This window comes from Streptomyces sp. NPDC000941, assembly GCF_053599555.1.
Map to the genome: position 1 here is coordinate 1 of NZ_JBSFMM010000071.1, position 19,018 is coordinate 19,018.

A 19,018-nucleotide genomic window follows, 5' to 3' on the forward strand; every position below is an offset into this window, starting at 1 on the left:
GTTGCGGGCGGCCTGGGCCTCGTTCATCGCGGCCATCACGACGTTCCTGGCCCGGGGGGTGCCGTAACGTCGGCGTGTCGCTGTCCCATACTCACCGCAAATTGGGCCTAGTCCGCCTTGGCGTACCGCCGGAGCGTCGTCGAGACGTCCACGAACCCCTTGCGGACCGCGACCAGCCGCCCGTCCCGCACCACCTGGTAGGTCACGTCCGCGTTCACCATGCGCGGATAGCCGTGGATGGACAGCGCGTCCTTGTAGCCCCAGCGGAGTTCCGGGGTGAGGCCCCCGGTGCCGACCGCGTGGCCGTTGTCCAGCTCGCGCCGGATGGAGCGGGCGCTGATGTCGTCGGCCTTCAGGGAGTTCAGGACGGACCGCAGCACGGTGTAGGCGATCCAGGTGGTCTGGGTGCCGGGGTCCTCCGCGTCGATACGGGCGTCTTCGAAGGCGTAGTCCTTGATGACCTTCTTCATGGGCGCCCAGCGCGGATCGTCCGCGGCCGGGTACCAGCCGGTGGCGTACGCGCCCTCCAGCGGGCTCTCGCGGCCGCCGGTGCTGTCCACGAGGGACTGGCGGACGCTGCCGAGCACGGAGGCTATCCGTACCTTCGGGTGGTCCTCCTGGAGCCGCCGGAAGGAGTCGAAGAAGGTGCCGGTGCGCTCTCCCAGCGCCGCGGTCACACAGGAGTCGGGCAGCTCGGCGCCCTGCGCGGCGCCGCCCAGGGCGGCTTCGGCGCCCACGCCGTTCAGGGCGGTGCGGGCCTGCCGCAGATAGTCGCCGGCGTCCTCGGGGGCCCGTACGTCGGTGGCGGCGCGGCGCTTGCCGGCCGTCAGGCCCGCGTCGAGGAGTTCGGGCAGCTCGTCGCCCGCGATGGTGTCGGGGCGGACGAGGGAGACGCGGCGGCATACGGAGGCCAGCTGCCGTCCGTTGCCGGCCAGCAGGGCGGCCTGGCCGCCGTTGACCGGGTAGGAGTACGGGCTGTCGAACTCCTCCTGCGTCAGCCCGTATCCGCCGATATAGGGGATGCCCGAGCCCTCCAGGGCGGAGATGAAGTAGCGGCCGAACTGGCTGTACGAGCCGACGACCGCGACGACGTTCTCATCCGCGGCACGCCGGGCGCAGCGGGCCGCCTCCGAGGGGTCGTTGCGCTCGTTGCAGGTGAGCACCTTCAGCTTGCGGCCGTGGATGCCGCCGTTGTCGTTGACCCAGCGGGCGTATGCCTTCGCCATCGCGGGCATCTCGGGCATATTGGTCGCTTTGGTGTTCTCGGGCGCCCAGGTCATGACGGTGACGGGGTCCTTGGATCCCGTCCCGGACAGCGCGCCGCAGCCGGTCAGCGTCCCCGCCCCGACCGCGGCACAGAGCGCGGCCGTCAGCCACGGGCGTGGGGAGAAAAGTCGCCATCCGGTCATGGCATATGAGCGTGGCGTTCCGCTCGTAACGGGGCGGCTATCGCAAATGGCGAGAAAGTGACGAGAGGGTGAATTAGGGGGGTCGGTGCATGTGTGCCCGCGAAGAACGTACGATCGATTCCCGTGCAAGGTTCGGAGAAGTCTTCCCGTCGCGGCCGTCGCTCGACCACCATGGGCGGCATGCCTGTCAATGACATGCCGTGGTGGCGCTGGCGCAGCAATGTGCGCTCAGCGCTTCATATGCTCTCTGATCCCGTCTTCCAGCAGGAGTGCTGGCTGGCGGGCCTGGACGGATACGGGGACGTCACCGACGCCGTGTACCGGCTGGTGGAGGACACCTGGCTGGACAACTGGTCGGCCGAGAAGTACGTCGGCACGATCTTCCGCGACTCGCAGGAGGCGGCGCTCGTCGACGTCGCCGTCCTCAGAGTGCTGCGGATCATGCACCAGGTCGGCGCGGACGCCCTGCCCTCGGCCTACCTGGAGCACCACGGGTGGCCGGAGGCGGTCCGGGCGGCGCGCGAGGCGCATGTGCGGCTCGCGGCCAACGACGGTGAGGACCCCGACCTGCCCCCGCACACCCTCGAAGTGCTGGCGATCATGACCAATGCGGTCTAGGGATCCGCGCGGGGTGTGCGACGCTATGGAGTCATGAGCCAGTCGCATTCCGCCGCCGACCAGTACATCCTCACTCTGTCCTGCCCGGACAAGCAGGGCATCGTGCACGCCGTGTCGAGTTATCTCTTCATGACCGGCTGCAACATCGAGGACAGTCAGCAGTTCGGCGACCGCGACACCGGGCTCTTCTTCATGCGGGTGCACTTCCGGGCGGTCTCGCCGGTGCGGGTGGAGGACCTGCGGGCGAGCTTCGCGGCGGTCGGCGAGTCCTTCCGGATGGACTGGCAGATCCACCCGGCCGCCGAGAAGATGCGCGTCGTGCTGCTGGTCAGCAAGTTCGGCCACTGCCTGAACGACCTGCTCTTCCGCTCGCGGATCGGGGCGCTGCCCGTCGAGATCGCGGCGGTGGTCTCCAACCACACCGACTTCGCGGAGCTGGTGGGCTCGTACGGGATCCCCTTCCGGCACATCCCGGTGACGAAGGAGAACAAGGCCCAGGCGGAGGCGGAGCTGCTGGAGCTGGTGGAGGCCGAGAAGGTGGAGCTGGTGGTCCTGGCCCGCTATATGCAGGTGCTCTCGGACGACCTGTGCAAGCGGCTGTCGGGGCGCATCATCAACATCCACCACTCCTTCCTGCCGAGCTTCAAGGGCGCCAAGCCGTACCACCAGGCGCACGCCCGCGGTGTGAAGCTGATCGGCGCGACGGCCCACTATGTGACGGCTGACCTGGACGAGGGCCCGATCATCGAGCAGGAGGTCGAGCGGGTGGGCCATGAGCTCACCCCGGACCAGCTGGTGGCGGTGGGGCGCGATGTGGAGTGCCAGGCGCTGGCGCGGGCGGTGAAGTGGCACAGCGAGCGGCGGGTGCTGCTCAACGGCCACCGGACCGTGGTGTTCGCCTGAGCCTGTACCCAGGTCTCATAGGCGCGACAGGTCTCACAGGCGCGACAGGGACGCCGTCGCGAAGAGGACGTCGCGGATCGCCTCCGGGTCGCCGAGCTGTCCGGCGGCCGCCTCCTGGGGCGGCACATGCCCGGCCGCCAGCTGGTAGAAGGCCTCGCGGTCGAGCGCGATATGGGCCACGGCGTCCTCCGGGGAGGGCTGTGCGGCGGGGGAGTCCAGCGGGATGTACCAGTCGCCGCTGCCCTCGACCTCCAGATGGAGCGTACGGCCCGGCGCGCCGGCCTCGACCAGCCGCCGGGGCGGCCCCGCGAGCCCGGCCCGGCGGCGCTCCGCGAGGGCGTCGGGCAGCAGCCGGGCGCACAGGTCGACCATGGGCTTGAGGTGGGCCGAGGCGGGTGGCTCGTACGGGTAGTCGATCGCCTCGGCGATGTCCCCGGCGTGCACCCAGCACTCGAAGGCGCGGTCGAGGAACGAGTCGCGTATGGGCAGCGAGAAGTCCCCGTACGGCACGGAGAGATCGCGTACGCCGCGCCCGGCGAAGGACACGGTCCGCACCAGCGCATGGCCCTGCTCCCGCCACGGTTCGCGCACCGCCCCCGGCTCCCCGGCGGCTTTCGGCCCCCGCGCGGGCACGCCGCGCCAGTACGCCTCCGTACGGTCCGCCGGGGAGCCCGGCGCGTGGGCGCCGAGCGGATCGGGCAGCCCGAGGGACGCGGCGAGGATGCCGTCGACCACCATCAGGTGGCCTATCACCCCGGCGACGGTGGTGTCCCGCCCCACCAGCCGCTCCCCGTCGAACCATCTGAGCCGCACCGGCGCTCTCCACTCCGCCTCGCCCATGTCGCGCAGCAGCGCGTCCAGCCGGGCGGCCTCCGCGTCGTAGACCCCGGCCCAGTCGGGCACCGGGATACGGGCCGGGCGGCGGCCCAGACAGCCCGCCAGCACGCGGGAGCGCAGCAGCGGGTCGAGGTCCAGGCTCTGCTCGGTGTGCAGCAGACCGACCGCCTCGCGCAGCCGCAGGGCCTCTTCGGCGCACGGGGTGCAGTGGTTGAGGTGCGCCTCCACGGCGGCGGTCTCCTCGGGTGGGCATGCGGTCAGGGCCCAGGCGCCCAGCAGCGACTTCAGCACGGCGTGGGAGAGGTGCGGCGGGTCACAGGGCTCCGAGTCCGGTACGGACGGGGCGTCGGACACGGGGCGGCCGGGCGGCGCGTCGGGCCCGGGGCCGGGCGCGGGGCCGGACACGGGGCCAGGCGCGGCTTCGGGGGCGGGCGCCGGGCGCCAGTGGGCGGGCCAGTGGCCGCTGTCCTCGGCGGCCGGGCGCGGCGGGGGTATGCGCGGTGCGTCGGCGGGCTCGGGCGCGAGGGGTGGCTCGTCGCCGCGCCCCGGGCCGTCGGTGCCGCCGGCGCCGCCGGTGCCGTCACTGGGGCTGTTCACAGCGCCCGTCCGTAACCGGGAGGCGGAACGGCGTCCGGGGGTGGGACGTTGGCCGTCGACAGCAGCTGCAGGCCCAACCGGAGGCGGCGTCTCGCCTCGTCCTCCGTCACACCGAGCTCGGCCGCGGCCTGGCGGTAGTCGCGGCGGTCGAAGTAGGCCAGTTCGAGGGCGGCGCGCAGCGGGGCGGGCATGGACGTGACGATGTAGTCGGCGCGGGCGGCCACGGAGGCTTCGCGGATCCTCTCCTCGATGTCCTCCTGGGTGCGGTCGGTTGGTTGGGCAGCGGTTGGTTGGGCGCCGGTCGGTTGGGCGGCGGCGCGCGCCTCGGCCTCGCGGAGCCGGTGCACCGCCTGGCGGTGGGTGAGTGTGGCGATCCAGGAGCGCAGCGTGCCCTGCTTGGGGTCGTACGCGTCCGGGTTCTCCCAGGCGTAGCCGAACACTTCGCGGGTGACGCGGTCGGCGGCCTCCTCGTCCTCGAGCACGCGGTGGGCCAGATTGTGGACGAGGGAGGCGAAACGGTCGTACAACTCGCCCAGCGCGGCGGCCTCGCCGCGTGCCAGCCGCTGCTGCATCCTGCGATCCCAGCGGGGCGGTGCGTCGTTCGCCATACGGCCCCCATTCCTCGTGTTCGAGTCGTCCGGGCGTCGGCTCCAGGTCTTCGGGGCCGATGCCACCGTCATATCGAATGTAGTGCGGGGGGTGACACAACACGCCCCCATGCGGCAAAGTGCGGCACGGTGGGGCTGCGGATGGTATTGGGCCCGTCACTTTGCGCACGAATCCCGCGACGAAACGCTTCCGCACGGCATAAGGTCGTCATCTCTGGCTTCTGCCGGGGGGTGTTTGGTGGGGCATCGGGCGGGCAGCCGCTGGGGAACAGGCAATTCCGGATAGCGGGCGAGCGAAGGGCTTCGGGCGCGTGACGTTGAAGGTGATGGAGGGCCGGCGGGGGGAGTGGGTCGTCCTCCAGGTCTCAGGAGAGATGGACCTGGTGACCTCCCCCGCGGTCCGGCAGCACGTCCACGACGCGGTGGCCGAGGGCCGCCACTGGTTGGTCCTCGACCTCCAGGAGGTGCGCTTCTGCGACTCCAGCGGGGTCGGCGTCCTCATCGCGACGCGGCGGCTGATGCGGTCCTGTTCCGGCCGGCTGCGGCTGATCCTGCCCTCGCAGGGCGAGGCCCACGGCTCCCATGTCCACCGGGTCCTCGCGGCCCTCGGCGTACGGCGGCTGTTCGACGTCTACCCCGACCTGACCGCCGCGACCGAGGCGGCCGTGGACCCGCTGAGCGCGTAGCGCTCCGGCCCTGGCGCTCAGCTCCGGGGCGGCCGGGGCGCGGGCCGGACTCCGGGCAGCCGGGCGCGTACGGCGAAGCCGCCGTCGGGCAGGGGGTGCGCCTCCAGTGTGCCGCCGAGTAGTTGGGCGCGTTCGCGCAGGCCGATCAGGCCGTGGCCGCCGCCCGGCAGGCCGGGCGCGGTGGCCGTCGCGTCGGGCGCCCCGTTGCGCACCTCGACCCACAGCTCCCGCACGCCCTTACCGTCGCCTTCCGCGCCGACAGCACTGGCCTCGCTGACGCGGACCCGTACCCGCGCGCCCGGTGCGTGCTTCCGCACATTGGTCAACGCCTCCTGCACGATGCGGAACACCGCCCGCTCGACCGCCTCCGACTGCCCCAGGCCCTCCAACACCCCCTCCCCGTAGTCCGCCTCGTAGTCCACGTCCAGCGCGCTCAGCTCGATCAGCCGCGGCAGATCGGCCAGGCACGGCTGCGGGGTGAGCTCTTCCAGGTCGCCGCCCGCCGCGCGCAGTACGCCCACCATGTGGCGCAGCTCGTCCAGGGTGCGCACCGACAGCTCGCGGATCGTCCGGGCGCTCTCCCGCGCCTGGGTGTCCGCCGCGCTGATCTGCACCGCCCCGGCCTGCAGGCTGATGAGGCTGACCTGGTGCGCGACGACATCGTGCATCTCCCGGGCGAGGCGGGCCCGTTCGGTGCTCAGCACCTGCTGGGCCAGCAGCTCGTCGGCGTGGCGGCGGCTGTGCGTCAGGTCCGTGATACGGGCTGCCAGTTCGCTGCGGGTGCGCACCAGCAGGCCCAGCGCGATGGGGCCGACGGAGGTCACGCACGCGTCGATCAGGGTCAGGGTGTTCTCCTGGTACGCGGTCGGCTCGAAGTCCGAGACCGGCCACGGTACGAAGTGCGCGATGGCCAGCAGCACCGCCGAGAAGGCGAGCAGCCGGCGGTCGGGGCGGCGCGCGGCCACGGTGTACATCGCGATCATGGGCGCGAACCAGACGTAGCCGATGAGGATCCCTGGCAGCGTGGCCAGGAACACGGTCATCGGCAGCCGTCGGCGCAGCAGCAGCGCGGTGGCGGCGACCAGCGACACATTCAGCTCCAGGCCCAGCGTCACGCCGTTGACCAGCAGCGCATCGGCCACTGCGAGGGCCATGGGGACGAGCAGCGACGCCCAGCGCAGCACGGGGGTGCTCATCGTGGTCATCGCGGCCCCCCGGGTGCTCCTGCGGTCCCGGGTGCCCCTGCCGTCCCGGGTGCTCTTGCTGTCCTGGGTGCCCCTGCTGTCCCGGGGGCACCTGTCGTCCCTGTTCTGCCTGGTCCCCCTGGTCTCCCGGCCCACGGAGCGCCCGCCAGCAGCCCCGCCCGGTCGGCCACGATCGCCGCCTGCACCCGGTTGACCCCGCCCAACTTGGCCAGCAGCGCCCGTACATGGTCCTTGACCGTGCTGGGCGCCAGCCCCATCCGCTCCGCGATCTGCGGATTGGCCAGCCCCTCCCCGAGCAGCGCCAGCACCTCCCGCTCGCGCGGCGTCAGCGCCTCGACCGCCGCCGAGGCCGTGGCCTCCGCCTCGGCCGCCAGATAGCCGCCGATCACGGCCCGGGTGACGCCCGGGTCCAGCACGCTGCCGCCCTGCGCGAGCGTCCGTACGGCCCCGACCAGCTGTTCCGGATCGGTGTCCTTGAGCAGAAACCCCACGGCCCCCGCGCGCAGCGCGGCCGTGACGTACTCCTGCGCGTCGAAGGTGGTCAGCATGGCGACGGCCGGGGGGCGGTCCGCCTCCAACAGCCGTCTCAGCACGGTCAGCCCGTCCACGTCGGGCATCCGGATGTCGAGGAGGACCACATCGGCCGCGCTGCTGTGCACCGCCGCCACCGCGTCGGCGCCGGAGCACTCCGCGACCACCTCGATGTCCGGGGCCGTGCCCAGGATCAGCCGCAGTCCGGACCGTACGAGCGCTTCGTCGTCCACCACAGCCACACGGATCACCGGCCGCTCCCTCCCCTTGGCTGTCATGCTCATTGCCCAGACAGCCTGCCGCATGCGCGGTACGAAGTGGAGTGGCTACCTCCGTCCATCGGGGGGAGCACCCCCGCCGGTCGGCGGGGGTGACGGGAGACCAGGGGTGGATTCCCCGCCGGTCCGTTGCGGGGCACAGTGGTCCCACGCCGCGCCACCCCGCGGCCCAGGCCGCCGCGGCCCCCACACGCGGCGGCCTTTTTCTCTACCTGACCGGTTTCTCTACCTCACCGGTTTCTTCACCTCACCGGTTTCTTCACCTCACACCGGCGGTTCCGCCGGGGCCGGGCCCAGGGTGGTGGTGCCGGGGGCCGCGCGGTGGCCCAGGCCCATGCGGTACGCGTCCATCGCCGCCTCCGCGCGGCCGGCGCGGCGCAGCAGATCGCCCAGCAGCCGGCACAGGTCGGCCAGATCGCCCGCCGCGCCCGTCCGTTCCAGCAGGGACAGGGCCGCGCGGTAGTGCTCCTCCGCCGTCGCCGCGTCGCCGCGCTCCTCCGCGATCAGGCCGAGCAGCCGGTGGGCCCCGCCCGCGTGCACCGCGCCGGCCTCGGCGGTGAGCCCGGAAGCCGCACCGTCGTCTCCCGTCGCCCCGTCCTCTTCGGGTTCGGGTTCGGGTTCACCATCCCCCGTGGACCGCTTCAGCAGCGGCAGCAGCAGCTCCTCCGCCTCCGCCGTCCGCCCGCGCCGCCGCAGTACGTCCGCCAGCTCCACCTCCACCTGCACCACATACAGCGCGGCCCGCTTGGACGCCAGCATGTCGCGCGCGATGCGCAGTTCGCGCTCCGCCCGCTCCAGGTTGCCGTCCTGGGCGTGGACGTAGCCGCGCATCCAGTGGCAGTGGGCCAGGTCGGTGTGGATGCGCAGCTGCTCGTACAGCTCCTGCGCCTTGGCCAGCGAGGCGTCCGCCTCGGCGGTGCGGCCCTCGGCGATGAGGGTGCGGGCCACGCCGCGGTGCAGCCGGGCGATCAGCCCCGGGTCGTCGACGCTGGGGGCCAGCGCGAGCGCCAACTCGGCGGAGCGCGCGGCGCGGGCGTGCGCGCCCATGTCCATGTACGGGGCGATCGAGGCGGTGTAGAGCAGCAGCAGGGCATTGGGGTCGTGCAGGCCCGAGGCGTTGAGCTCGTCGATGGCGCTCTCCAGGAGGTAGCAGGAGTAGCGCAGCTCGCCCGAGAGGAAGTGGGCCACGGCACGTCCGCGGATGGCCGGGACCCGCCGGGGCAGCGGCTCGTCGGCCAGCAGTTGTTCGGCCGCCTCGTAGTGGGCGCGGGCCGCTACGAGTTCGCCGGTCTCCTGTGCGCAGTCGCCGAGCCCCACCAGGGCCGTGGCCCGCTCGTCGCGGAGGCCGAGCCGCTCCGCCTCGGCCATCAGCTCCTCGAACAGCGTGGCCGCGTCCTTGGCGTCGCCGGTGGCCAGCGTCTTGCGGGCGTCGGTGAGCCCGGCGCGCAGCCGGACCGCGTCGCGCGGGTCGCGGCCCGTGGTCAGCTCCTCGTAGCTGATGCCGAGACGTGCGGCGAGATGGCGCAGCGCGGCTTCGGAGGGGCGTACTTTCCCGGACTCCAGCGTGGAGACATACGCGGCGGTGTAGGCGGGCTCGGCCAGCTGCCGCTGGGTGAGCCCCCGTTCCGTACGCAGCCGGAGCACCCGGCGTCCGAGCTCCGCGGCTCCGTCCGCCGTCCGTACGTCCCCGGCGCTTCTCTCGCCCACCCTGCCCTCTTCTCCTCGGCGGCAACTTAATCACCGAGCTAAGTCCATTTACGCGAGGATTGAAACATGTCGAGGCGGTGGATCAAGGGTTGGTCGAGCAGGAGGCGGCGACCGTCCGTCGGCCAGGATCCCGGGGCCCACCGGCCACCACTGCCCCTCTCCTTCCCCCTCCTCCCCCCTTCGACGTATCGCTCGACGATACGGCTCCCGGCGCCGAACGGATCGCGATCGCACCCCGAAAACACATGGTGAGACGCCATCTGAGACATTGTCGGCCGGGGCCGGAGGGACGCCGGTGACTACTGACAACTGCTGACGATTACTAGCGACTTCCCTAATCCCCATTGCCGAAGCGCGGCCCGAGCCCCTAGGTTGAGCGGCGACTTAATCGTGCTTAACTGGCTGCTTACGAAGTTGAGTTCGGGGGGTATAGACCGTGCGCAGACGTCTGCCCAGACGTTTCTCCATACGCACCGCAGCAGTTGCCGGCGGTTTCGTTCTGTCGGCCGCACTGGCCGCGACGGCCTCGGCCACCACGGATCCGCCGCCGCCCCCGAGCAGCGCCGCGGCGCCACCGACCGCCGAGCGCACCCATGAGGTGGAGTACTTCACCCACCCCGGCAGCCACCCTCGCCACACCGAGGTCCCGGCCGCCACCCCCGACCGCATCGCCCGCGCGAACCGCGCCCTGTCCGTCTCCGAGGCGGCCGCCGACGGCGACGTCAGCCCGGTCATCCAGACCGGTCCGGTGGCCGACAAGCTCGACGTCGTCTTCATCGGCGACGGCTACACCTCCGCCCAGCAGGGCGACTTCCACGCCGATCTGCGGTCCAAGTGGGAGCAGATGTCCGCCGTCGAGCCGTATGCCTCCTACAAGGAGCTGTTCAACGTCTGGTCGGTGGACGCGGTCTCCAACCAGGCGGGTGTCTCCGGCGACCCGGGCAAGGACGTCGTCAAGGACACCGCGCTGAAGTCGTACTTCTGGTGCGACGACATCGAGCGGCTGCTGTGCGTCGACACCGACAAGGTCGAGTCGTACGCCGCCAAGGCCCCGGACGCCGACCTGGTCGTCGTGCTCTCCAACTCCACCAAGTACGGCGGCGCCGGCTACACCCTCACCTCGCAGGTCGGCTACGACGGCATCGCCACCGCCTCCTCCGACCACGCCGACTCCGACCAGGTGGCCGTCCATGAGACCGGCCACTCCCTCGGCAAGCTGGCCGACGAGTACTTCTACGACGACTACGGCACCTACACCGGCGCCGAGCCCGACGAGTCCAACGCCACCAAGCTGACCGCGGCGCAGATGACCTCGCAGCAGAAGAAGTGGTACCGCTGGATCGGTCAGACCTCGCCCGACGGGGGCACGGTCGGCGCGTACGAGGGCGGGCGCTACTACCCCAAGGGCATCAACCGCCCCACCGATAACTCGATCATGCGCACCCTCGGCCGGGAGTTCAGCCTCCCCGGCCGGGAGGCGATGATCGCGGGCTTCTACCAGCACGCCAGTGTGCTCGGCAGCAACACCGGTACGGGCACCGCCCTCAAGCGCGACGCGACCATCAAGGTCACCTTCCCGGCCTCCGCGTCGGTCACCTGGTCCGTGGACGGCACCGAGGTCACCGCCGCGCGCGGCAAGAGCTCGGTCACCCCGACCTCCCTCGGCATCACCGCCGACGGCCGTGCGCACACCATCACCGCCAAGGCCACGGACAACACCAAGGCGGTCAAGGACCCCGCCCTGCAGAAGAAGCTGGCCACCTCCCGCACCTGGAAGGTCGCCGCCTCCTAGCCGCTCATCGCCGCCACCCCCCAGCTGCCGCCCCGTGGACCCCCGCCGCGGGGCGGCTTCTTTTCCGCGCTCCCGCCCAATCGGCGCGCGTAGGGCCGCCGCGAGGCCGGCGGCCCACATCCGTAGCCCACCAGTCAGGACGTGTCCGCCGACAGGCCGCGCAGCAGCTCCCGGGCCCGCTCGGCGAACTCCCCCCTTCCGGTCCCGGCCGCCCGTTCCAGCAGCTCGCCCGCGCGCCCGCGGTCACCGTCCTCGGCGGCCATCTCACCGAGCCTGAAGGCGCCCTCGGCGACCAGCTCGGGCTCGTCCGTGGCCCTCAGCAGCCGCTCGTACCAGGTACGGGCGCCGTCGCGGTCGCCCAGCCAGTAGTGCAGCTCGCCGAGGTGGCCGGTGGCCAGCGGCCGGTGGATGTCGTCGGCCTTGAACGCCTTCTGGTACCACTTCAGCGCGGCGGTCAGATCGCGGTGGTCCTTGGCGATACCGCCGAGCAGCATGGCGGCGTAGCCCCGCGTGGTGAGCTCGCTTCCGGCCAGCTCCACCGCGCGCAGCAGATACGGCTCGGCGCTCTCCTCGTCCCCCAGGTTGAGGGCCGTCCAACCGAGGCCGAGCGTCGCCCAGGCGGGCTTCTTGACCCCGAGGTCGAGGGCCTGCTGATAGGCGGCGCGGGCTTCCTCGTTGTCGCCGTCGCCGCCGCGGGTGCGCAGCATGTCGGCGAGGCGCGTCACCATCTCGGCCAGCGACGTCCGGTTCTTCTTCTGGTCGAGATCGCGCCCGGCGGCGATGCGGTGGGCCGTCCGGGCGGCCTCCACGGCGCCGTCGAAGTCCCGCAGGGTGTACAGCACCGAGGCGAGGTCGTAGGCCGCGCGCAGGGCGTTCGTCGCCCCGCCGATTTCGATCGCCCGCCGGTACGCCTCGGCGGCGCCGAGCAGATCGCGTCCCCGCTCCCGCAGCAGATCGGCCTTCTTCCGGTACGCCCTGCCGACAGCGGCGGGGTCCTCTTCGCGCTCGATCAGCTGGTCGTACAGGAAGAGGGCGTCCTTGTCCCGGGCGTCCTCGGCGAGCTTGCGCAGCTCTTCGAGGGTCAGGCGCGGCTCCTCCGGGGGCTCGACGGGGGCTCCGGCGCGGTAGATCCGGAACTCGCCTCCGTACCCCTGGTATCCGGTGATCACCGAGACCGCGAGCATGCTGCCGTCCGGCGACCAGGCCATGGCGGGGAGGATGTCGCCGCCGGTCCGGCAGCGCATGAGCAGCGCGCCGTCGGAGACCCGCCACAGGTCGATCCGCTCGCCCCCCTCGATCCCGTCGTCGCCCGGGCCCTTCCCGCCACCGGCCACCAGATAGGCCCCGTCCGGCCGGACGATCGCGTCGGACTTGATTCCGGTGAGCGTGGTCAGGACGCGTCCGGTCTCCGGGTCCAGGATGTGCACCTCGCTCCCCTGGCCGACGAACATCCGGGTCGCGTGGCCGGGCTTGTCGCCGGTCTCGTGGCCGGTCTCGTGGCCGGGCTCGTCGCCGGTGAAGGAGACGCTTCCGACCGACTCCTTCCCGCGCGGAAGGTGCAGCCGGCGGGGCGATGGGCCGGACGAGCACAGGACGTCGACCCAGCCGCCGAAACCGGTGAAGCCGCCGTAGCCGCCATCGGCGCGGTGGCGGCCGAAGCCGACGTCCGCCCGGTAGCGGCCGGTCCGCGAGCGGGCCTCGCGGGGCTGCGGGGGGATGTCCACCTCGGCGCCGCTGTCGACGTCGTACGCGCAGGTCGGGGCTTCGTCGTCCGCGTCGCCGCCGCCCCATCGGACGCGCTTGGTGATCTGGTGGGTGCCGGGCACCCACTGGATGTCCTGCCCCCACAGGGCGCTGAAGGGGACGCGGGTGTGCTCGCTCCAGTCGTCGGTACGGAACACCACCAGCTCACACGCCTGGCTGGTGACCGCGAGATACCGCCCGTCGTCGGAGAAGGCCAGATCGCTGGGGGTGCCCTCGTCGATCTCCTCGTCCGGGAACGGGGCGAGGGTCACCGCGGGACGCCGCAGGTCCAGCACCGTGGGCGCGTCCGCCTCCAGGACCTGGTCGGCCGTGGTCGGGTACGAGGCGGTCGCCCAGCCATGGCCGGGGCTCAGCGACTCCAGCCAGCGGGCGTCGGTGACCTCGACGTCGTAGTCGGCCTGCGCGAGCAGGTCCTCGTCCTTCCAGCGGCCGTCACGCTCGTAGTAGAAGTCGCTCAGGCGCTGCCAACCGGCCTCGGCCACGGGGTGGTTGCGGGTGGCTATCCGCTCGATCCGCCGGACGTACCGATGGGTGTGCGCGGCGACCCACTCACCGTCCAGGACCTCGTCGACGCCGACCATCCGCAGCGGGTGGAGCGAGGTGAGCGGCAGGCGGTTCGTCGCCTCCCACAGCATGCAGAAGAAAAAGCTCGGATCGTCGGACAGCGGTGCGTGGGTCCGGCTCTCGGTGTCGTAGTACACGACGAAGACGCGGAACCGGACGCGCAACTCGTCGGGGGCGACGTCGAGGACGCGGATGCCGTACAGATCGGTGGCCATCGGACCTTCCACAGCAGGGGACTTCGCAGGGGACTTCGGCAGTCCGGACCATGGTCACAGAAGCGTCCGACAGCCCGCCCGGTAAACCACCTTGCCCGATGCGGCTGATGCGGCTGATGCGGCAGGCACTGGTACGTGCCCTAGGGCCGCCGCAGCAGCCCCCGCTCCAGCGCCACCACCACCGCCCGGGTCCGGTCGTTCACATCGAGCTTGGCGAAAAGGCGCAGCAGATGGGTCTTGACCGTGGCCTCCGTGATGACGAGGCGTCTGCCGATCTCGGCGTTGGTCAGGCCGTCCGCCACGGCGTTGAGCACATCGGTCTCGCGCGCGGTCAGCGGGTCCTGGACCGGGCGGCGCATACGCGCGATCAGCTTCTCGGCCACCCGGGGCGCGAGGACGGTCTCACCGCGCGCCGCCGAGCGGATCGCGTCGGCGAGCTGTTCGCGGGTGGTGTCCTTGAGGAGATAGCCGATGGCGCCTGCCTCCACGCCGCGCTCGATGTCCTGGTCGGTGTCGTACGTCGTCAGGATCAGCACCCGGGTGCGCGGATGCCGGGCGACGATTTCCGCGGTCGCCCCCACACCGTCGAGCACCGGCATCCGCAGATCGACGAGCGCGACATCGGGGTCGTACCGCTCGACGAGTTCGAGGGCCGCCCTGCCGTCCCCCGCCTCCCCGACGATCTCGATGCCGCCCTCACCGGCGAGCAGGGCGACCACACCCGCCCGCATCACGGTGTGGTCGTCCACCACGACCACCCGAATCCGTTCGCCGCTCATCCGATCCCCTCGCGCGCTTCGCTCTGTGTCTCGAGATGTGTCTCCAGCGGAATCACCGCCAGGATCCGGGTCCCGTCGCCGACCGAGCTGGTGACCGTCAGCCGGCCGCCCAGTTCCGCCAGGCGTTTACGCATCCCGTCGAGCCCGAAGCCCGCCGACCCCTCCGGGACGAAACCGGTGCCGTCGTCGGTGACCTCCAGCTCCACCCCGTACGGCCGGCGGGTCAGGATCACCCCGACCGTGGACGCCCGCGCGTGTTTGCGGACATTGGCCAGGGACTCCTGGGTGCAGCGCAGCAGCGCGATCCGGGTCTGCTGGTCGCAGCCGACGTCCGCCAGGTCGGCGGCCACCGTGAGCCCGGTGTCCTCCCCGAAGCGGTCGAGGATACGGCGCAGCGTCCGCGCCACGGAGCCGGCCGCCGCACCGTCCTGCCGCTGCGCCGAGCCCACCAGCTCCCGGGCCTCGGCCAGGTTCTCACGGGCCGTCGACTCGATCGAGCGCAACTGCTGGGCGCTGCGCGCCGGATCGGCGGCGAGCCCGGCCCGGGCCGCCTCCGCGAGCACGACGATCGACGCGAATCCCTGCGCGAGGGTGTCGTGGATGTCCCGCGCCATCCGCTCCCGTTCGTCCGCCGCCCCCTGGCGCTGATGCGCCTCGGACAGCTCCGCCTGGGTCCGCTCCAGTTCGACGATCAGCCGGGCCCGTTCGGTGCTCTGGGCGACCACCGAGTGGGCCCACAGGCCGATCAGGACCCCGACGGCCACCACGATCAAGGTGGACACCACCGTCTCACTGAAGAACTCCAGCGTCCAGCCCTGCCGGGACCAGCTCCCCACCAGCGTCGCGGCGGTCGCAAGACCCAGGAACCCCATGGAGGCCCTGGGGGTCCGCCCGAACATCCAGTAGTGCGGCAGCGTCACCATGAACAGCGCCGCATAGCTGCTGCGCAGATACGCCAGCCCGCCGAGCGCGAGCACCAGCACGGACAGATAGACATGCGGCCGTACGACGGGGTTGTCGGGGAAGCGGTCCAGGAGCGCGTAGCACAGCACCACACAGCCGAGCAGCGCCAGCGCCCCGTATCTGCTCCCGCCGGGCCGGTCCATCGCGGCGAGCCCGACGGCCATCGCCGCGAACAGGACCCAGCACACCGCGTTCCAGCGGCGCAGCGACGCGGCCCAGAAGGCGTCGGCGGAGGGTCCGGCGAGAGCAGTCATACCGATCAACGTACGTCGACTACCGGCTGCTCATGGCCCGCGGGCCCCGGCACTGCCGTGGCCTGCCCCTTCGTCCGTGACGGCCCCGGCCGCGACGGCCACCAGGTCGCCTCGCCGAGCAGCAGCAGGGCCGAGGGCAGAACCATGATCCGTACGACGAAGGCGTCCAGCAGCACGGCCGCCGCCAGCACGAAGCCGATCTGCTTCATCTCGATGATGTGCAGGAAGACGAAGCTCACGAACACGGTCGTCATCACGACCGCGGCGCTGGTGACCACGCTCGCCGAGGTACGGAGCCCGTCCAGCACCGCCTGCCGGGTGGGGACGCCGGCGAGCACGGCCTCCCTGATCCGGCTGACCACGAACACCTGGTAGTCCATGGAGAGCCCGAAGAGGATCACGAAGAGGAAGAGCGGGACGCGCGATCCGATCGAGCCGGTGGAGTGGAAGTCCAGCAGCCCCTCGGCCCAGGTGTTCTGGAAGACGAGGACGAGCAGCCCGAGCGCGGCCGCGGCCGACAGCAGGTTCAGTACGACGCCGATCAGGCCGAGCACCACGGAACGGAAGGCGTACACGGTCATCGCGAACGTCACCAGCAGCAACGCCCCGATCACCAGGGGCAGTTTGGAGTTCTGGTGTGCGGGATAGTCGGCGTAGCGGGCGACATCACCGCTGACCCCGTACTCCGCGCCCGCGATCCTGCCGACGGTGGCGGGCAGATAGTCGTGGCGCAGATGGTCCAGGGATGTCTTGGCCTGACGGGAGTTGCCGAGATACGGCACCTTCAGCCGCAGAACGCTGATCCGGTGGTCGGCCGACGTCTCGATCCGCGAGCCGTCGGCGAACAGCGGATCCCGGCCGGCCCGCTCGGCGAGGGCACGCAGCGCCCCGGTGACCTCGCGGGTGCGCGAGGCGTCGGCGCGTACGACGACGTCGTGCGTGACCCGATGCTCGGGAAACGCCTCGTTGAGACGGTCGTACACCCGCATCGCGGGGATCTCGCGGGAGTGGGTGTCCCGGCTCATCTCCGTGATCTTCAGCCCCGTCAGCGGAAGGACGAGGGCGAGCAGCGCGAGAACCGAGACGCACAGCGTGGCGAGGGGATGCCGGGCGGCGGGCCGCAGCAGCGCCGCCCAGATCCGGCCGCCGCCCTCGCCGCGCGCCCGCCGGGCCGGCTTACCGCGCTCCGCCCGGCGCCGCGCCCTGCGTTCCGCCCGCTTGCCGAGTACGACCAGCAGTGCGGGCAGCGCCGTAAGGGAGCTGGCCACGGCGACCAGGACGACCACGATGGTGCCGGTGGCGAGCGAGGAGAAGATCACGTCGGAGGCCAGATACAGCGTCGCGGTGGAGGAGACGACCGCAAGACCCGACACCACCACCGCACGGCCCGAGGTGGCCGCCGCCAACTCCACCAGCGCCTCGGCGCTCAGCCGACCGCCACTGCGGGCCCGCTCCTCGCGCTCCCGCTTGAGGTAGAAGAGCGTGTAGTCGACGCCGACCGCGAGGCCGATCAGCAGGATGACGTTCGTACCGACCCCGACGTCGGGGGACAGGTGCGAGGCCACCATCGACAGGCCGATCGCCGCCGCGATCGACGACAGGGCGAGCAACAGCGGCACCAAGGCCATGACGACCGAGCCGAAGACGATCAGCAGCGTGATCAGCGTGATTGGAAGCGTGATCGCCTCGGACAGCGCCAGGTCGTCGTCGCGCTGCTGATCGACCCCCTTGCTGGTGGAGGGACTTCCGGTCTCCTCGAGCAGCAGCCGGGTGTGGGACTTCTGGACGGCGGCCGTCTGCGCGACCAGCGCGCCGACCTTGGTGTCCGCGTCCAGTTCCTCGCCCTTGATGGCCACCTCGACCATGAGGATCCGGCCGTCGCCGGACCACAGCGGCGCGGCCACGCTCGCGACCTCGGGCAGTTGCTTCATCCGCGCCGTGAGGTCCCGCGCGGCCGCTTCGGCGGCCCGCTTGCCGGCCTGACCGTCGAGGGTGCCGCCGGGGCGGGCGGAGATCAGCACCTGCTCAGTGGACCGGCGCTCCAGATGCCCCTCGGCCGCCATGGCCTCGGCCCGGCCCGCCTCACCGACGCGGTAGTCCGCCGTCTTGGCGCTGTTGATGCCGACGGCCCCGCCGACGACCAGGCACAGCGCCACGAACACAAGCCATCCGACAACCGCCCGCCAGGGGTGGAGCGCGCTCCAGCGAGCCACCCGCACAGTAAGTGAATTCATACCCGAAAGCCTGGTTGAGCAGGGGGTTTGGCGGACAGAGGCGTCAGGTTGAACCTGCCGTCCACCGATCGGTGGACCGGGGGGAGGGGGTTATCCCCCGCACCTCACGCCTGCCTGCCCCAGTGTCCGTCCCGTGGCAGTGTCAAGGTGTCAGTCGTCGAAATCGGTGGAGCGGATGAGCTTTTCCCAGGAGCGGAGTTCGGTGCGGGCACGGTCGAGGTGGTCGCCGATCGCGTCGGCGGCGTCGTTGCCGAGCGGCAGACGCAGTGGTGGTTCGTCGGCGTCCAGCGCGGCGAGGATGGCGGCCGCGGCCTTGGCCGGGTCCCCGGGTTCCTGGCCGCTTCCGCCCGGCAGCCCGGAAAGGACGGGGCCCACGGTGTCCTGGTAGGCGTCCAGGGCAGCGGTGGAGGGCCGCAGTGCCGCGGCGTCGGCGAAGTCCGTACGGAACGCGCCGGGCTCGACGATCAGCACCCGGATGCCGTGCGGGGCGACCTCGGCGGCCAAGGCCTCGGAAAGCCCCTCCAGGGCGAACTTGGTGGCGCAGTAGGCGCCGACTCCGGCGAAGGCGAACCGCCCACCCATGCTGGTCAGCTGCACGACGGCGCCCGAACCCCGGCGGCGCATATGCGGCAGCGCGGCCCGGGTGAGCGCGGCCGGGCCGAAGAAGTGGAGGTCCATCAGGTCCCGCAGCTCCGCGTCGGTGGTCTCCTCGACCGCCCCCACCATGCCCCGCCCGGCGTTGTTGACCAGGATGTCGATCCGGCCGTGCCGGGCTGCCACGCCGTCGACCGCGGCTTGGACGCCCGCGATGTCGGTGACGTCCAGCGGCAGGGCCTCGACCTGGTCCGGGTGCGCGGCGACCAGATCGTCGAGCAGCGCGGTACGGCGGGCGGCGGCGACCACGATGTCGCCCGCGGCCACCGCCGCTTCGGTGATCGCCCGGCCGAACCCGCTGGTTGCCCCGGTGACCAGCCATACCCTGTTCATGTTCTTCTCCTCGTGTCGGTGGTGCCGGTGATCCGTTGTTCTTGGCGGTCCGTGTGTGCACCACCTTGCGGGGCACACCGTTTGCAC

The 19,018-nt window shown here is 71.8% G+C and carries 14 protein-coding genes and 1 pseudogene; 4 read left to right on the forward strand and 11 right to left on the reverse strand.

The features are described from left to right. Positions 1–107: 107 nt before the first annotated feature. Positions 108–1,409: an ABC transporter substrate-binding protein gene (locus ACWDSL_RS23040; RefSeq protein ID WP_450488220.1), complete on the reverse strand. Its 1,302-nt coding sequence runs from the start codon at positions 1,407–1,409 to the stop codon at positions 108–110. 171 nt (positions 1,410–1,580) lie between these two features. Between ACWDSL_RS23040 and ACWDSL_RS23045 the strand changes: the two genes are divergently transcribed. Both ACWDSL_RS23045 and purU read left to right on the forward strand, forming a co-directional pair. Further along, positions 1,581–2,027, forward strand: coding sequence for an SCO4402 family protein (locus ACWDSL_RS23045; protein ID WP_014177428.1), 447 nt, complete (start codon positions 1,581–1,583; stop codon positions 2,025–2,027). A gap of 33 nt (positions 2,028–2,060) precedes the next feature. Then, positions 2,061–2,930: a formyltetrahydrofolate deformylase gene (purU, locus tag ACWDSL_RS23050; protein WP_450488222.1), complete on the forward strand. Its 870-nt coding sequence runs from the start codon at positions 2,061–2,063 to the stop codon at positions 2,928–2,930. Between the two features lie 33 nt (positions 2,931–2,963). On the opposite strand, the gene ACWDSL_RS23055 is transcribed toward purU, so the two are convergent. Both ACWDSL_RS23055 and ACWDSL_RS23060 read right to left on the reverse strand, forming a co-directional pair. After that, on the reverse strand, positions 2,964–4,364 hold the full coding sequence (locus ACWDSL_RS23055) for a zf-HC2 domain-containing protein (RefSeq protein ID WP_450488224.1): 1,401 nt from the start codon (positions 4,362–4,364) through the stop codon (positions 2,964–2,966). Further along, positions 4,361–4,972 carry a sigma-70 family RNA polymerase sigma factor gene (locus tag ACWDSL_RS23060; protein WP_450488225.1) on the reverse strand — a complete coding sequence of 204 codons (612 nt, stop codon included), beginning with the start codon at positions 4,970–4,972 and terminating at the stop codon, positions 4,361–4,363. The genes ACWDSL_RS23055 and ACWDSL_RS23060 overlap by 4 nt, the downstream gene beginning before the upstream one ends. A 326-nt stretch (positions 4,973–5,298) precedes the next feature. Here ACWDSL_RS23060 and ACWDSL_RS23065 point away from each other — a divergent pair, with 326 nt between their 5' ends. Beyond that, positions 5,299–5,658 carry an STAS domain-containing protein gene (locus ACWDSL_RS23065; RefSeq protein WP_450488291.1) on the forward strand — a complete coding sequence of 120 codons (360 nt, stop codon included), beginning with the start codon at positions 5,299–5,301 and terminating at the stop codon, positions 5,656–5,658. Positions 5,659–5,675: 17 nt separating this feature from the next. Here ACWDSL_RS23065 and ACWDSL_RS23070 read toward each other — a convergent pair whose 3' ends face one another. From ACWDSL_RS23070 to ACWDSL_RS23080, 3 genes and pseudogenes are all read right to left on the reverse strand, one after another. After that, positions 5,676–6,863 carry a sensor histidine kinase gene (locus ACWDSL_RS23070; RefSeq protein ID WP_450488227.1) on the reverse strand — a complete coding sequence of 396 codons (1,188 nt, stop codon included), beginning with the start codon at positions 6,861–6,863 and terminating at the stop codon, positions 5,676–5,678. A 134-nt stretch (positions 6,864–6,997) separates the two neighbouring features. Then, positions 6,998–7,645 (reverse strand): annotated as a pseudogene (locus ACWDSL_RS23075) (response regulator); the annotation flags it as partial. A gap of 291 nt (positions 7,646–7,936) precedes the next feature. Beyond that, positions 7,937–9,379, reverse strand: a complete 1,443-nt coding sequence (locus ACWDSL_RS23080) for a helix-turn-helix domain-containing protein (RefSeq protein ID WP_450488229.1) — start codon at positions 9,377–9,379, stop codon at positions 7,937–7,939. A gap of 436 nt (positions 9,380–9,815) precedes the next feature. On the opposite strand from ACWDSL_RS23080, the gene ACWDSL_RS23085 reads away from it, so the two are divergent. Then, on the forward strand, positions 9,816–11,171 hold the full coding sequence (locus ACWDSL_RS23085; RefSeq protein WP_450488231.1) for a M64 family metallopeptidase: 1,356 nt from the start codon (positions 9,816–9,818) through the stop codon (positions 11,169–11,171). 134 nt (positions 11,172–11,305) lie between these two features. Here ACWDSL_RS23085 and ACWDSL_RS23090 read toward each other — a convergent pair whose 3' ends face one another. The 5 genes from ACWDSL_RS23090 to ACWDSL_RS23110 all read right to left on the reverse strand — a co-directional run bounded on the left by ACWDSL_RS23090 (position 11,306) and on the right by ACWDSL_RS23110 (position 18,931). Next, complete coding sequence (locus ACWDSL_RS23090) at positions 11,306–13,714, reverse strand: tetratricopeptide repeat protein (RefSeq protein WP_450488233.1); 2,409 nt, start codon at positions 13,712–13,714, stop codon at positions 11,306–11,308. A 140-nt stretch (positions 13,715–13,854) separates the two neighbouring features. Continuing rightward, positions 13,855–14,493 carry a response regulator gene (locus ACWDSL_RS23095; protein WP_450488235.1) on the reverse strand — a complete coding sequence of 213 codons (639 nt, stop codon included), beginning with the start codon at positions 14,491–14,493 and terminating at the stop codon, positions 13,855–13,857. Continuing rightward, the gene (locus ACWDSL_RS23100) at positions 14,490–15,710 is read right to left on the reverse strand and encodes a sensor histidine kinase (protein WP_450488237.1); all 1,221 of its coding nucleotides are present in this window, start codon (positions 15,708–15,710) and stop codon (positions 14,490–14,492) included. The genes ACWDSL_RS23095 and ACWDSL_RS23100 overlap by 4 nt, the downstream gene beginning before the upstream one ends. A 5-nt stretch (positions 15,711–15,715) precedes the next feature. After that, entirely contained in the window at positions 15,716–17,944 is a 2,229-nt protein-coding gene (locus tag ACWDSL_RS23105) for an MMPL family transporter (RefSeq protein WP_450488239.1), read from the reverse strand. A gap of 150 nt (positions 17,945–18,094) precedes the next feature. Next, positions 18,095–18,931, reverse strand: coding sequence for an oxidoreductase (locus ACWDSL_RS23110; protein WP_450488241.1), 837 nt, complete (start codon positions 18,929–18,931; stop codon positions 18,095–18,097). Positions 18,932–19,018: the final 87 nt, after the last annotated feature.